At 39.4% G+C, this 16,622-nt stretch carries 11 protein-coding genes; 10 read left to right on the top strand and 1 reads right to left on the bottom strand.

From position 1 onward, the window contains the following. Window positions 1–174: 174 nt before the first annotated feature. The 7 genes from LPB68_RS09280 (at window position 175) to lacZ (ending at window position 11,750) form a co-directional block, all read left to right on the top strand. A complete protein-coding gene (locus LPB68_RS09280) occupies window positions 175–1,482 on the top strand; it encodes a hemolysin family protein (protein WP_068661466.1) in 1,308 nt (435 codons plus the stop codon). 511 nt (window positions 1,483–1,993) lie between these two features. Then, the gene (locus LPB68_RS09275; RefSeq protein ID WP_068661465.1) at window positions 1,994–3,562 is read left to right on the top strand and encodes a response regulator transcription factor; all 1,569 of its coding nucleotides are present in this window, start codon (window positions 1,994–1,996) and stop codon (window positions 3,560–3,562) included. Between the two features lie 5 nt (window positions 3,563–3,567). Next, window positions 3,568–5,337 (top strand): sensor histidine kinase, encoded by a 1,770-nt coding sequence (locus LPB68_RS09270; protein WP_068661464.1) that lies wholly within the window; start codon window positions 3,568–3,570, stop codon window positions 5,335–5,337. A gap of 188 nt (window positions 5,338–5,525) precedes the next feature. Further along, on the top strand, window positions 5,526–6,821 hold the full coding sequence (locus LPB68_RS09265) for an ABC transporter substrate-binding protein (protein WP_068661463.1): 1,296 nt from the start codon (window positions 5,526–5,528) through the stop codon (window positions 6,819–6,821). 129 nt (window positions 6,822–6,950) lie between these two features. Continuing rightward, window positions 6,951–7,847, top strand: a complete 897-nt coding sequence (locus tag LPB68_RS09260) for a carbohydrate ABC transporter permease (protein ID WP_068661462.1) — start codon at window positions 6,951–6,953, stop codon at window positions 7,845–7,847. Further along, on the top strand, window positions 7,840–8,664 hold the full coding sequence (locus LPB68_RS09255) for a carbohydrate ABC transporter permease (RefSeq protein ID WP_068661461.1): 825 nt from the start codon (window positions 7,840–7,842) through the stop codon (window positions 8,662–8,664). Before LPB68_RS09260 ends, LPB68_RS09255 begins: the two co-directional genes overlap by 8 nt. Window positions 8,665–8,711: 47 nt before the next feature. Beyond that, window positions 8,712–11,750, top strand: coding sequence for a beta-galactosidase, LacZ type (gene lacZ, locus LPB68_RS09250; RefSeq protein ID WP_068661460.1), 3,039 nt, complete (start codon window positions 8,712–8,714; stop codon window positions 11,748–11,750). 124 nt (window positions 11,751–11,874) lie between these two features. Here lacZ and LPB68_RS09245 read toward each other — a convergent pair whose 3' ends face one another. Next, the gene (locus LPB68_RS09245) at window positions 11,875–12,477 is read right to left on the bottom strand and encodes an ANTAR domain-containing response regulator (protein ID WP_068661459.1); all 603 of its coding nucleotides are present in this window, start codon (window positions 12,475–12,477) and stop codon (window positions 11,875–11,877) included. Window positions 12,478–12,967: 490 nt separating this feature from the next. Here LPB68_RS09245 and nirB point away from each other — a divergent pair, with 490 nt between their 5' ends. The 3 genes from nirB to LPB68_RS09230 are packed head-to-tail and all read left to right on the top strand — an operon-like array spanning window position 12,968 to window position 16,620. After that, complete coding sequence (nirB, locus tag LPB68_RS09240; protein WP_068661458.1) at window positions 12,968–15,400, top strand: nitrite reductase large subunit NirB; 2,433 nt, start codon at window positions 12,968–12,970, stop codon at window positions 15,398–15,400. 13 nt (window positions 15,401–15,413) lie between these two features. Next, window positions 15,414–15,725 (top strand): nitrite reductase small subunit NirD, encoded by a 312-nt coding sequence (gene nirD, locus LPB68_RS09235; protein WP_068661457.1) that lies wholly within the window; start codon window positions 15,414–15,416, stop codon window positions 15,723–15,725. A 13-nt stretch (window positions 15,726–15,738) separates the two neighbouring features. Next, the gene (locus tag LPB68_RS09230; RefSeq protein WP_068661456.1) at window positions 15,739–16,620 is read left to right on the top strand and encodes a formate/nitrite transporter family protein; all 882 of its coding nucleotides are present in this window, start codon (window positions 15,739–15,741) and stop codon (window positions 16,618–16,620) included. Window positions 16,621–16,622: the final 2 nt, after the last annotated feature.

Below are 16,622 nucleotides of genomic sequence, written 5' to 3'. Positions count from 1 at the left end.
CAAAAGGATATACTAAAAGAGCGAAGCTACTTTTAGCTTATACATGCAGAGAAATGGTCAGATTTAACCTTATATTGGCTATAGGCGGGTTTGCATTGAGATGTTATCTACTTTAGAATTAGTTCGTAAGAACTGTTTTATTGAACGGTTCAACAAATTTAGAAGGAGCATGATATGGTACTGAATTTATTCTTGATTGCTTTACTGATTGTACTTACCGCTTTTTTTGTAGCTACGGAGTTTGCTATTATTAAGTTGCGCCCGAGTAGAGTGGATCAAATGGTTATGGAAGGAAAGAAGAATGCACTAGCTGTCCAGAAAGTTACTAGTAATTTGGACGGATATTTATCTGCTTGTCAACTAGGGATTACGATTACTGCTCTAGGACTTGGTTGGTTAGGTGAACCTACAGTTGAAAAGATCCTATTCCCACTGTTCCAGCAACTTGGGATTGGTGAAAGTACAGGGCATATTCTCGCATTTATTATTGCGTTTGTATCGATAACATTCCTCCATGTCGTGTTGGGTGAGCTTGCACCAAAGACGCTTGCAATTCAAAAGGCGGAACAAATTGCGGTTCTTACTGCACCTATCATTATTGTATTCAATAAAGCAATGTATCCTTTTATATGGTTATTAAATGGTTCGGCGAATGCATTTGTAAGAATGTTCGGGATTATGCCTGCTAGCGAACATGAAGAGGCGCACTCGGAGGAAGAAATTCAAATCATTTTATCCGAGAGTTATGAGAGTGGGAAGATTAATAAATCAGAATATGGATATGTTAGTCGGATATTTGCATTCGATGACTTACTCGCCCGTGAAATTATGGTTCCGCGCACAGATATGGTGTGCTTAGATGTAAATCAAACCCTTGAGGAGAATATAAAGATTGTAAAGACGGAACAATATACTCGCTTCCTAGTTACGAAGGGAAGTAAAGATAACATTATTGGTTTCATGAACACGAAGAAATTCTTCTTGAACTATGATAATAATTCTACATTTGATATACGATCATTAATTCAACCGGTTCTAACCGTGCCGGAAAGTATACCTGTGAAGTCATTGCTACTGAAGATGCAAGAACAGCATGTGCACATTGCTCTATTGTTAGATGAGTATGGAGGGACAGCTGGATTAGTAACAATTGAGGATATATTAGAGGAAATTGTCGGTGAAATTCGTGATGAATTCGATACAGATGAGAAAAAGCCAATTGAGAAGATTGACAATGATCATTATTTAGTTGACGGAAACACGGCTATTGATGAAGTTAACGCACTACTTGGTATAAGTATTGAACATGAAGATGTGGACTCTATTGGAGGCTGGTTATTTAATCGGCAACCTGAACTTCCTAAGGGCACGGAATGGCCATACGAGGATTGGATCTTCAATATTCAAGAAAAAGATAAATATCGTATTCGCAAAATTGAGATTTATCGTCGGAATCCAGAAGTAGCGGAGATCGAGTTGTAATTTCATAAGGTGAACCAAAGACTCTTTAGATCAGAACTTGATCTGGAGAGTCTTTTTTAAAAATAAGAAAGTATAAGTTACACTTGATACTCTAATCCGTACAATAGAAATATATATATTAAATTAAAGAGAAACAGAGTAGAGTGAAAGGGGATTGTGATATGAATTGGGTTTTTTACTTGATTATAGGCTGTGAAATTGCTTAGGCACTATTTAAAAGGATTTGTTAGACACATATTAGCTTATTCCATTGGATGTGCCTTGCTGCTCGGGATTCTGTTCCTTATTAATGACGCATCTCGAACTGCGGTACTAAATAATATAATGGAAATTTGGACAATTGTACTTGGAATAGATTTGATAATTACCGTTAGTTATTTCATCTGGCCTCGTGAAGAGAAAAAGAAAAATTAGATACGTTTCGACAGGGAATTGTGATGAAGATTAAATGGAATGAAATTATGTAAACGTTATTACTAAATTCATAGATACCTATACAGGAGGGATATGTTTGAGCGAGCTATGTAAAGTATTAATCGTAGATGATGAATATTTGGTCAGACAAGGAATCAAACATCTTCTGCATTGGGAAGAGGAAGGATTCCACATGGTAGGCGAAGCCGGTAATGGTAAGGAAGCTTTGGAAATGGTAGCTACATTAGAACCGCACATTGTTATTACCGATATGGTTATGCCCGTAATGGATGGTGAGGAATTTGTCCGCAGGTTAAAGACTAGTAATCCTAATATTGAAATTATTGTGCTCAGTAGCTTCAGCGAATTCGAATATGTGAAATCGACTTTTCAGAGTGGTGTTGCTGACTATATATTAAAGCCCACACTAGAAACAGAAGGACTACTTCATGTTCTTAGAGCAACGGCAGACAAAATACCATCCTTACGTGGGAGAGAGCATTCCTTAGAGAGTTTCACACCTTCGGTAGACCATATTATAGATAAGCTTATTTCTGGCTATGAGACAGATACAGATGTAACTAACATTCGTGATTCGTTCCCGTATGATGGATTTTGTTTGCTTGGGTGTCCATTGAAAAGTTTACAAGGAAAGAAGCAGAATGAGATTGATTCCTATAAGTCTAACTTACTCACCGAATTAAAAGATTATTTATCCCCTAACGAAGTGAGGCTTCATCTGATCCAGACAGAGCCTCATTTGTTCATTGTATTACTGAATTGTAGGCATACTGAAGTGAAGCAGATGACAGATATATTGAGACATATGCTTACTTCAATGAGAGAACAGAAACAAGGAGTATGGGTTCTAGGGGAGTTGTTTCAACATTTGGATCAATTAGGGAGTATATACCGTGAATCATTCATGAAGCAGATGGAGTATTCATTTTATTTCCCGGAACAGTTGATTATTGTTACAAGTGAACTTCCTATGTTTCCTAAATTGAATACTAAGTTTAATCTGAATCAATTCACCGATGAAATAAAGCGAAAACAGTCGGATACAGCTTTCCAATATTTACAGGAGCATGTAGAGGTACTTGCAGCTCAGTTTAAGAACGATGTATTTGAATTCAAATCTTTTCTGAGTAATATCATCTTTGTCATCATTACGCTTCTAGATGGTTCCGAAGTAGATACCGAGGAGCTAAATGAGGAGAAATATGTTTATTTCAAAAGGATGGAAGAAGCCGAGTATGCACGAGATGCGGTGATCATACTACAAACATTTCTGGATAAAGTAAAGCTTATGATCGGATCCGTAGATAACAAAGATAATAAGCGAGTACAACAACTATTGGATTACATGCATGAGCATTATGCAGAACCATTAACGTTAGCGGAATTATCTAATCATTTTCATTTCAATGCCTCATATTTATCTAGTTATTTCTCGGCTCATACAAAGGAAGGCTTCAGCGAATATTTGAACAGAATTAGAATTGAGAAAGCAATTGAAATGTTGAAAGATGATGACTACACGATTTCTGTAATTAGTGGCAGCGTGGGATATTCAGACCACAGTTATTTTTGTAAGGTGTTTAAGAAGTTTACCGGTGACTCTCCAAGTAGCTATCGTAGAAAATTTATGAAGCAAGAGAAGTGATTCCTATGAAAATATTAGATAAATTTAAAACATCGAAACTGTTCACCAAAATGTTTATGATCACGGTAATTAGTATTATTGTGGTCTCTGTATCCATTTCTTGGACTATGATTCATATGTCAACGGATTTGTTTATGGAGACATTCAGTATCACGAATAAGAAAGTGCTAAACCAGATAAAAACAGGGTTTGAGTCCTATCATGATTCCATCATAACTGTAGTAAGTAATGCCAATCAGAGCGGTGCGATCAAGAGGTTCTTGACGGAAGGTGAAGCAGATTCCATAAGCACAACGAAGTCATACTTCAATACGACTGAGCAATTGAAAAAGCTTGAATCTAGTTTAGATGCTTATGAGGTGGAAATAACGATGGTGGGGATTAATGGGCGGGTTGTTTCAACCGATCGCTCTTTTTTGAATATAGAAGATCGAAAGTTGAAGAATCATCCACTTACTCTAAACAGTTATAAAGAGCCTAAGAAACTGATTTATCAAGAATATAAAGAAGTGACTAGAAGTGTAGGGCGGAGAGAGCCGATTATCGTAGCATCTAAAGCAATATTAGATCGATCAACGAACTTTATCTATGGAACGATACATATTGCGATAAGGGAGAGTGACTTTGGCCAAGTCTTCGATAGCTTCACGAGTATGGGGAATGATGTATTTATCTTGAATCAAAATGGTATTATTGTCTCGAGTAATCGGTTAGACCGAATCGGTCATTTCAGTAAAGAACTGCTAGATTACGCTGAACAATTGGAAGCGGTATCCTTAGATTATTTAAATGTAGGTGTACTAGGGAAAGACAGCATTGTGATATCAGATAGTCTTCCCGCCTATGATTTCTATATAGTGAACACAATTGATAAGGAACTCGCAATAGGGCAAATGATTAATGTGAAGACATTAACGATCATATGTGTCGTTATTGTTATGATCGCTTTAGTTATCGTATTTCTGACCACAAGACAAATAAGTAAATCGTTAACCACACTTGTGCTTCAAATGTCTAATGTAACGAAGAATGAATTCCGCAATCATATTTCCGTGACGGGTAGTTATGAGATTAGAGAACTCGGTCAGGCTTATAATTATATGCTTGATGAGCTCCACGATTATGTGGACAAGCTTGTAGAGACACAAAAAGGGCAGAGGAATGCAGAGTTAGCAGCATTACAAAGACAGATTAACCCACATTTTCTGTATAATACATTGGCATCGGTCAAAACATTGGTACAGCAAGGCAGTAAGGAAAAGGCGACTGAGACGATCCATTCGTTAATATCGGTGTTGCAGAATACGATCAGTAATGTGAATGAGACGATTAGTGTAGAACAGGAAATCGAGATTTTGAAACATTATGTATTCATTAATCATGCTCGTTACGGGGAACGAATTAAGGTGAGCTATTTCGTAGCTCCAGATTGTTTAGATTATCATGTCCCCAAACTGATCATTCAGCCATTTATTGAGAATGCCTTTTTTCATGCTTTCAATATGAAAAATAGTGGATATATCCATGTGCTTGTATCGAGAGATAAACAATTACAGACTCTTTCTTGTGAGGTCGTAGATAGTGGTGATGGGATTGCAGGAATTCCTTCTGAAAATATGCTATTTAATAAGCGAAGTCGTCAATTATTCAGTGGAATAGGAATCAAGAATGTACATGATCGTATCGGACTCTTGTATGGTGATGAATACGGTGTGAGTATTAAGAGCAAACTAGGAGAAGGAACGAGGGTGAAGATAACGTTACCATTGACATAAATATATTACTAAAAACCAAAGAAAGTACAAAAAAATAAAGTAAGCGATTACAACAACGCAAATATATGACAAATTAACAGTGACATTTTACTAACTATCCATTCTAGAGAAAAGTTAAGATAGTTTTACAGAAAGCAAACGCTTTCAGTAAATGCTTTATCAAAATAATTCAACGGGGGTTGATGATAGTGAAGAAGTTATTAGTTATTCTACTTGCAAGTGTATTTATGCTTAGTGCCTGTTCTCCTAAAACGAATGAGGAAAATACAGGTAGTGGTGAAGCAACTGGAACAAGTAAAGAAATAACAGCTTGGGCATGGGATCCAGCCTTTAACATCGCAGCACTCGAAGCAGCGAAGGAAGTATATAGTTCTACCAATCCTGATGTGAAGGTTAATGTCATCGAGTACGCACAAGCTGATATTATCCAGAAATTAAATACGGGTCTTAACTCTGGTACTACTAGTGGTCTTCCTAATATCGTTCTGATTGAGGATTACCGCGCACAAAGTTTCTTAAGTGCATATCCAGATGCTTTCTATGATTTATCAAAAAGTATTGATTCAGCAAAGTTCGCAGATTATAAACTTGGACCTACAAGTCTAGAAGGCAAGCAATATGGTGTTCCGTTTGACTCAGGTGCTACAGGGTTGTACTACAGAACAGATTATTTAGAACAAGCTGGATACACAACTGATGATATGAAAAATCTAACTTGGGATCAATATATCGAGATCGGAAAAGCAGTTAAGGAAAAAACAGGGAAAAATATAATCACGCTTGATCCAAATGATTTAGGGTTTATCCGTTCTATGATTCAATCTGCAGGTTCTTGGTATTTGGCTGAAGATGGAACAACTCCAGATATTGCAACAAATGCAGCGTTGAAACAATCCTTTGAACTTTACAAGAAAATGATGGAATCTGACATCGTAAATATTCACTCCGACTGGAGTCAATTCATAGCGGCGTTAAATACGGGTACAGTTGCGACCGTTCCCACAGGTAACTGGATTACGCCTTCTATTAAACAAGAAGCTTCACAATCAGGCAAGTGGGCAGTAGCGCCATACCCAACACTTCCAGGTAATGCTGATTCGGTTAATGCTTCTAACCTTGGAGGTAGCTCGTGGTATGTTATGAATGTTCCAGGTGCTGAAGAAGCAGCGGACTTCCTTGCTACAACATTTGGTAGTAATGTTGAAATGTATCAAAAACTGCTTAAAGATATTGGTGTTGTAAGTACATTTAAAGAAGCAGCAACAGGAGAAGCATATGCACAACCAGATGAATTCTTCTCAGGACAACCAATCTATGCTGATTTCGCCACTTGGACAGAACAAATTCCGAATGTTAATTATGGCATGCATACCTACGCAATTGAAGATATCCTGATCGTAGAAATGCAGAATTATTTGAACGGTAAGGACATTGATAGTGTTCTAAAAGATGCTCAGAGTCAAGCAGAAACACAAATTAGATAACAAAATGATAGGTTAAACCTAGAGCCTTGAGGTTTGAACGGCTCCTTCGCCAAAAAGAAAGAATGGAGGAGAACGGGTCAACCTCAAGGTTCTATTCAATAGTACTCACAGAGAGGAGTGGGACATTGTATGAAGCAAGCGAAGTCACACTTGAGCTTAGATCGAAGAAATGCATTTAGCGGTTGGGGATTTATTATCATTTCTGTTGTTATGATTGTTCTCTTTTATTTCTATCCCATGATTCAATCGCTCATATTGTCTTTCAAAACAGGTACAGGGGCTAATTTAACGTTCACAGGATTGGATAACTATATCCGATTGTTCAGTGACAGTACTTTTATTACAGCGGTAAAGAATACCTTTATTTATTTGATCGTTCAGGTACCTGTAATGATTATATTAGCATTGATCATTTCAGTCCTTTTAAATGATAGTAAGTTGAAATTTAGAGGGTTTTTCCGAACAGCGATATTCCTTCCTTGCGTAACATCGCTTGTTGCATATTCGATAATTTTTAAATATTTATTTGCAGGCGATGGCCTAGTGAATTCACTACTACTGAATATCCATTTCATTAGTGAACCTATCGCGTGGATCACGGATCCATTTTGGGCGAAGGTGACGATCATCATAGCCATTACTTGGCGTTGGACAGGATATAATATGATCTTCTATTTATCCTCGTTACAGAACATTGATCATTCTATTTATGAGGCAGCTAGAATAGACGGAGCATCATCAATAAGACAATTCTTCAAAATCACAATACCTTTGATGAAGCCCATCATATTGTTTACTTCCATTACTTCAACGATTGGTACACTTCAACTCTTTGATGAAATTGTAAATATCACAAAAGGTGGACCAGGAAACGCAACCATGAGTATCTCCCATTACATTTATAACCTGTCCTTCAAATATACTGCGGACTTTGGCTATGCCGCGACAGTATCTTACTCCATCGTGATCATGATTATTGTGTTGGCCTTCATTCAGTTTAAGGTGGCAGGTGATAAGAATGGCTAAAATAAAAAGAATCTTCGTATATTTATTCTTAAGTGTTGTCTCTTTTGTCTCGATCTTTCCATTTCTATGGATGATCATCAGTGCTACGAATCCATCAGTTGACGTTACAAAGGGGAAACTCCTTCCAGGTAACTTCTTAATGGAAAACTTGAAGAAATTGTTGGATTCAACAGAGTTATTACAGGCATTATATAACTCGGCTGTTATTGCTATTGTGACTACTGTATTAGCAATGCTCATTGCTTCTCTTGCGGGGTATGGTTTTGAAATCTTCAGAAGTAAGTCAAGAGATGCTGTATTCAGTATCTTGTTGCTTTCGATGATGATTCCATTTGCTGCACTGATGGTACCTTTATATCGGTTCTTTGCGGATGTATCCCGATTTGCTCCATGGATCGGAATTAATACGGTATCTTCGGTTATTCTGCCTACGGTAACGACAGCATTCCTGATTTTCTTTTTCCGTCAAAGTACAAAGATGTTTCCTAAGGATATGCTTGAAGCGGGAAGAATTGATGGCTTGTCAGAGATTGGGATATTCTTCAAAATATTCATGCCTACAATGAAAACAACTTATGCTGCTGCGGGTATTATTACGTTTATGGCTAGTTGGAATAATTATTTATGGCCATTGATTGTTCTACAAACACCTGAGAAAAAGACGATACCACTTCTCATCTCAACACTGGGTGCAGGTTATGCTCCAGACTATGGTGTGATTATGGTAGCGATTGTGATTGCAACACTTCCGACTGCGTTGGTATTTTTCTTACTACAGAAACATTTTGTAGCGGGTATGACAGGTTCGGTTAAATAAAATGGTTTTCAATTTAATCTACGAATACACCTGAGAGGAGAATATGGATGGATATTAGAGATACAGCAACGAACTTAGGATGGCTATCAGACTTAAGTGTTTATGCTGTGAATCGGTTAGCGGCGCATTCGGATCATCGATATTATGAGACGATGGAGGAGGCAGAGACGTCCGATGTGATGCCTCTCCGGTATTCTTTAAGTGGTGAGTGGAAATTTAGTTATAGTAATCACCCTGACAGCCGGCCTCAGCATTTCTATCAACTGGATTATAACTGTGCGGGTTGGAATCATATTAATGTGCCAGGGCATATACAGCTTCAAGGTTACGGGATTCCTCAATATGTCAATACGATGTATCCATGGGATGGTGTTGAGGAATTACGTCCTCCACAAATTCCACTGAACCAAAATGTAGTTGGGAGCTATGTGAAGTATTTTTCAGTACCCGATAACATGAAGAATAGACCCGTAATGATTTCATTTCAGGGGGTGGAATCTGCCTTTTATGTTTGGGTGAACGGTCAATTTGTAGGATACAGTGAAGATAGCTTCACCCCATCCGAATTCGATATCTCTTCTTATTTAGTGGAAGGTGAGAATAAGCTTGCGGTAGAGGTGTATCAGCGTAGTACTGGTGGTTGGTTAGAAGATCAAGATTGCTGGCGATTCTCGGGTATATTCAGGGATGTATATCTATATACGGTGCCGGATATTCATGTTAGAGATCTATTCGTTCACACGAAATTGGATCAAGGTTATTCCAAAGGGATGTTATCCGTAGAACTCGACTTCCTTGGTGATGAGAATGGAACTTTGGAATTAGAATTGAGAGACGCAGATGGAGAACAGGTTGCGACTATGAGATCAGCTGCTGAGGGAAGTACGTCTAATCTGTCTCTAGAGGCTGGTCTAGTTCAGTTGTGGAGTGCGGAGAAACCTTATTTATACACCCTATATATTCGTGTCTTTGATTCCTCTGGCAATTTGGTAGAAGTGATTCCGCAACGGGTAGGATTTCGTGTATTTGAGCTTATTGATAAAGTGATGTGTCTGAACGGTAAACGGATTGCATTTAAGGGTGTTAATCGTCATGAATTTAATGCAAGACGTGGTAGAGCGATCACCAGAGAAGACATGCTGTGGGATATCAGAACCCTGAAGCAACATAATATTAATGCTGTGCGTACGTCGCATTATCCTAATCAGAGTGATTGGTATGAGCTATGCGATGAGTATGGGATCTATGTGATCGATGAAATGAATTTAGAAACACATGGTTCATGGCAGAAGTTAGGTATTGTAGAACCTTCTTGGGTTATTCCTGGAGATCGACCGGAGTGGCAGGGAATTGTTCTTGATCGTGCTCAATCCATGGTGGAAAGAGATAAGAATCACCCATCTATCTTGATCTGGTCTTGTGGCAATGAATCTTATGGTGGCGAAGTGATCTACAATGTATCGCAATATTTCAGAGACCGTGACCCAGCTCGATTGGTACACTACGAAGGGCTATTTCATGATCGCCGTTTTAATGATACGAGTGATATGGAGAGTCGTATGTATGCTAAGCCAACTGAGATTGAGGCATATTTACAGGATGATCCACAGAAGCCATTCATTAGTTGTGAGTATATGCATGCGATGGGTAATTCACTTGGAGGTATGCACAAATATGTAGAACTTGAACGCAAATATTCATTGTATCAAGGTGGTTTCATCTGGGACTATATCGATCAGGCATTATTTAAAAAGGACCGCTATGGCCAGGAGTTCCTCGCTTATGGTGGGGATTTCGGTGATCGTCCTACAGACTATAACTTCTGTACGGATGGTATTGTGTATGCGGATCGAACTCTTTCACCGAAGATGCAAGAGGTCAAAGTTTTGTATCAGAATTTCAGATTGGAACCTGGACTTGAGGGTGTAACGATCGTGAATGAGTGTTTATTTCAGAATGCGAGTGATTATCGCTTGGAATACAGTCTGAATTATGAGGGAAGAGAGCTCTATCTCGGAAGCATGGACGTGGATGTTGCGCCGTTATCGGAACAATATGTAGCTTTACCTTACCTCGCTAATTTTGTAGATATATTCGGTGAATATTACATCAATGCAGCCCTTGTATTGAAAGAGGATTTGGATTGGGCACCACAAGGTTATGAGATTGCATCTGGTCAGAAGGTATTCCAGCATGGAGAAGCAGATAAACAGCTACAAGTAACAATGGGTAAGTTGGAAGTTATACATGGCGATGTGAATATCGGTGTTAAAGGAACGAACTTCAATATGCTCTTCTCTAAAGCGCAAGGTAGCCTAGTTTCACTACAATACGCGGGTAGAGAGATGATCTCTCGACCACCATATCCCCAGTATTGGCGGGCGATGACGGATAATGATAGAGGTATGGGTAGTGGTTACACGCATAGTGGTTGGTATGCAGCTAGTCTTATGCCTAGATGTGTAGATGTGGAGATTGTTGAACAGGACAATAGTGCTCTCATAACGTTCACATATACAGTAAGTATAAGTGAACATGTGAAAGTAACTGTAACCTACAAGGTAACACCAGATGGATCATTGCGAGTGAAGACTCGTTATCAAGGAACAACGGGATTGCCAACATTACCGATCTTTGCTCTGTCATTTAAAATCCCTGCCGATTACAGTCATCTAGAATGGTATGCGATGGGTCCGGAGGAGAACTATATCGATCGGCTTCACGGAGCTAAGCTTGGGGTGTTCCATAATGAGGTCTCGAATAATGTATCAGGTTATGTGAAACCGCAAGAATCTGGAAATCGCACAGGGGTTAGAAGAGTGAGTATTACAGATCATCTCGGTCATGGAATCTCTATCAACGCGGAGGTGCCTGTGGAATGTAATATTTCACCATACACAGCATTTGAGCTAGAACATGCAGCGCATCATTACGAGTTGCCTCCAGTCTATTATACAGTAGTTACAGTAGCTGGAAGACAGATGGGCGTAGGTGGAGACGATAGCTGGGGCGCTCCAGTTCATGATGAATATCTAATCCCTTCGGATGAAGAATTAGAGTTTGAATTTATGATTAAGGGATTGTAATTTAGTATGGAGATTTGTGATTGATATTGTCTTATTCTAAATGATGTGACATATAGATACGCACCCTAGACAAGAAGCTAGGGTGCGTATTTTTGCTTGTCTGGTGTATATATAGATTTGCGAACTATGCTTTCAGTTGTTGTTGTGCTTTGACAATCGAAGTGGCGATATCAACCATTCGCTTACGCTCGTTCATGGCTCTCTTACGGAGAACATCATATGCTTCAGCTTCAGAAATTCGATTCACTTCACTCAGAATTTGCTTCGCCATATCGATCCATTTGCGTTCTTCGAGGCGGGATATTAGTTGTGATCGTTCATTCAACCAGTGCTTCCGGTCATAGAATTGCTTGGTACCGATATGGAGCGCCCAATGTAGTTCCACTTCATTCATACTAGGCGTTAATATACCATCAATCGTAACATTATCCTCACAAGAAGTAATGGAAGAATTAGCTACGCCAGATCCGCACCACCACATAAGAGGCAGAGGGTTCTGTTGCTGAAAGAAAACATCCCACCCTTTGATATCGCCGATAGGTATATGGAGAACAACAGCGTCCAATTTTTCAATGATTGGAGGAATATCCTGTTCACTGGATGTAGTAAATACTTGGTAACCATAAGATTTAAGCATAACCTCAGGCAGTACATCTGGTAAAGAAGTCTTACTGTGATTGGTATTAACGGTATTATACGGTTCATGAACAACCAATAAGAAGTGCATCGGTAGCAAACTCCTCCTAATTATTGCAGTTTGGTAATCAAGTGAATAAGTAATAATATTTTAAAACTTAATTAAGCTTCTACATAAGTCAAACAAACTGTATGTTATATAATATAACATACATTAACTACCAATAGAATAATAAAGCCCAATTACATAAAAATTAATTTAATTTATGTTAAGTATATTGACATATGATATTGATTCTTATATAGTTAGTTCCAATAGAATCAATTTCATAATTATGTAAATCTTTTAGTTGTAACTATATATAGACGGAATAATTCGTTCCGATCAATATACAATCCTTACTTAAGATGCATAGACGATTATGAAATTGATTCTAAACAACCAACAATAATTTTTAACGGATACAACGGCGTATTCGTATAGAAGCGGCAATGAGGCCTGTCTTCGCTTAAATGGGGAATGATGTATTTCCTTGAGCGCAGCAGGTCTTTTTATATTTACTCTGGGGGGGAGATTGAATATGAGTCACGTAAAAAGATTGGTGTTAATCGGAAATGGAATGGCGGGAATGCGGACAATTGAACATATTCTCAAGCTCTCAACTGAAGCTTATGAAATTACAGTATTCGGTGAAGAACCACATCCTAACTATAATCGGATCATGTTATCCTCGGTGCTCGCAGGTGGAGTAGAGTTGAGTGATATTGTCATAAATGATTGGGACTGGTACACAGAAAACAATATTAAATTATACACAGGTGATCCAGTTACAAGTATTGATTCGGTGGGCAAGAAGGTAATTTCAGCGTCCGGAATTGAGGTAGCTTACGACATATTGATTATGGCAACAGGCTCGAATCCGTTCATGCTTCCACTTCCAGGAGCGAATAAGGAAGGCGTCATCGGCTTTAGGAATATTAAAGATTGTCAGATCATGATGGATACCTCTAAGACATATAAGAAGGCTGCCGTTATTGGCGGTGGATTACTTGGGTTAGAAGCAGCAAGAGGGCTGCTTAATCTAGGGATGGATGTTAATGTCATTCATATTCATAAATATTTAATGGATCGTCAGCTTGATCAGTCTGCATCCTTGATGTTACAGCATGACCTAGAGCAGCAAGGGATGAAGTTCCTATTGGAGAAGCATACAGCTAGCATCGTAGGTAGACGTCGTGTTCAAGGTTTAACTTTTGCAGATGGTGGGGAGATCGAGGCAGACCTTGTGATTATGGCTGTAGGAATTACTCCAAATGTTGAATTAGCTAAACGTACTGGACTAAAAGTCAATCGTGGCATTGTAGTAAATGATTATATGGAGACGAGTATTCCGGGCATCTATGCGGTTGGTGAGTGTGCTGAACATCGCGGCATTGCCTATGGCTTAGTTGCTCCACTATATGAACAAGGTGCGGTGTTGGCGAAGAGACTAGCGGGTACTGTAACGGCTGGATATGCTGGTTCGGTGACATCAACTAAATTAAAGGTATCCGGTGTAGATGTATTCTCTGCAGGGTATTTCAATGATAAACCTGGAATGCGCTCATTACGGTTCCAAGATGAGATTGATGGTATTTATAAAAAAATTGTTATTCAGGATAATCGATTGGTTGGAGCGGTATTGTTCGGCGATATAACTGATGGTGCCCCATTGTTCTCTTTAATTAAGAGTGGGGAATCGATTGAGGGAAGGGAAAAAGAATTATTACTTGGGTTCTCAACGGGAAAGGCAGGAGAATCATTAGCGAGCAAGCTAGGGAAGATGGCAGACGATGAAATTATTTGTGGCTGTAATGGTGTAACTAAGGGGACGATTGCTGAGGCGATTGGCAATGGTTGTTCAAGTGTTGCTGAGATCAAAATGTGTACAAAGGCCACAGGATCATGTGGTGGATGTAAACCTCAAGTAGAAGCGCTCCTACAACTGTATGCAGGAGATACAATTGGTGAGCCGGTAAAAGAAGGAATTTGTGGATGCACAAGCCTTGGTCGTGATGAAATCGTGGAAAGTATGAAAGCTATGCACTTGATGAGTGTCAAGGAAGTGATGAATGTACTTGAGTGGCGCGAACCTGAAGGCTGCTCTAAATGTCGCCCTGCGTTAAATTACTATCTGGGTATGCTCTACCCTGCAGAATATAAAGATGAGAAGGAATCCCGTTTCGCCAATGAAAGATACCATGCAAATATTCAAAAGGATGGCACCTATTCTGTTATTCCGCGGATTTATGGTGGAGTGACATCGCCTGCTGAATTGAAGAAAATTGCTACCGTAGCTGAAAAATATGATGTGCCTTTGGTGAAATTTACTGGTGGTCAACGATTAGATTTGTTCGGTGTGAAGAAGGAGGACCTTCCAGGGATTTGGGAGGAACTAGATATGCCCTCTGGTCATGGATACGGTAAAGCACTTCGTACAGTGAAAACCTGCGTGGGTAACACATTTTGTCGATTCGGTACACAGGATGCCATTGGAATGGGGATCCGATTAGAGAAGGCGTTCGAACGAATAAACACACCAGCAAAAGTGAAGCTTGCTGTATCGGGATGTCCCCGGAATTGTGCGGAGGCAACCGTTAAGGATCTTGGGGTTGTCGCAATCGACGGTGGTTGGGAACTTTACGTTGGTGGAAATGCTGGGGTTAAAGTTAGGGCATCAGAATTTCTATGTGTAGTCAAAACAGAAGATGAAGTTGTGGAATGGACATCGGCCTATCTACAATATTACCGCGAGAATGCCAACTGGAATGAACGGACTGCTAATTGGATCGAACGAGTGGGTCTTGAATCGATTATAAAGGCATTAGAAAATGCTGAGGATCGTCAAGCTCTTATGGGTCGAATTGAAGAGACGCTGAGTTATAGCAAGGATCCGTGGAAAGATATCATTAATAATGATGATCTTCGCAAGAATTTTCATACTTTATCTGGTGTAGAGACAGTGAATAGCTAGGGGAGAGATGATTATGGGGAAAATACAGGTGGGTAATATTACAGATATTGATATATTGGGATCACGTACGATCCAAATTGATGATATAGAGGTTGCGGTATTTCGATTAAGTGATGGTACTGTGAAGGCGGTTGAGAATCGCTGTCCTCATAAGGGCGGCAAGTTATCGGAGGGTATGGTGTGTGGTTCATCTGTACACTGCCCTCTGCATGATTGGAAGATTGATCTTAACAGTGGGGAAGTGCATAAACCAGATGATGGTTGTATAACGACCTATCTAACGGAAGTTGATGAAACAAACGGTTCTATATATATCACTTTATAAGGGGCGAATAGGGATGGATTATGTGAAACCTACTGAAGTGATAGGGAATATGATTGAAGTGGGTTCAACGAAAGCTGAACTGAGTAAACTTCAAATGTTGATTAGGGGGTTTCTTGGGGGAGCTATACTTGCCTTTGCAACAACACTTGCGTTTACTGCGACTGCTCAGACATCCTTAGGTTTAGTGGGGGCGCTTGTATTTCCAGTTGGATTCGTCATTATCGTATTGCTAGGATTGGAGTTAGTTACCGGAAATTTTGCACTCATCCCACTGTCTGTTATGGAACGTAAGACGACCGCATTGCGGATGTTGTCAAACTTTTCATGGGTTATTGCGGGACATTTGATCGGTTGTGGGTTATATGCTATTTTGTACGGATTGACGATAACGAAGATGGGTACTGATATGAGCAATTCTATGATACAGACCATCATACAAGTGAGTGAAACTAAGACGTTGGGCTACAAGAATATGGGATGGAATGGGATGACCCTGGTCATAATTAAAGCCGTATTATGTAATTGGATGGTTACATTAGGTGTAGTGATGGCGATGACTTCGAAATCTACCTCAGGCAAAATTATTGCGATGTGGTTACCAATCTTCATCTTCTTTGCTCAAGGGTTCGAACATGCTGTGGTGAATATGTTCGTCATCCCCGCAGGGATGATGCTGGGTGCAGACGTAAGTATGGGGGATTGGTGGATATGGAACCAGATTCCTGTTCTATTAGGTAACTTTATTGGCGGCTCTGTATTTACAGGTCTCTTCCTCTATATGTCACATAAGAAAGTGAGTATAAAAGGATTATCTGGGAATCGTGATCACAGTGGGAGTGTTGGAGTAGATCAGAATGGAACACTAATCCCTAAGATTGCAGAGGAACGCCTATGAAT

Source organism: Paenibacillus crassostreae, assembly GCF_001857945.1.
Lineage (GTDB): Bacteria > Bacillota > Bacilli > Paenibacillales > Paenibacillaceae > Paenibacillus_AQ > Paenibacillus_AQ crassostreae.
This window is presented reverse-complemented; position numbering and strand designations above follow the sequence as displayed.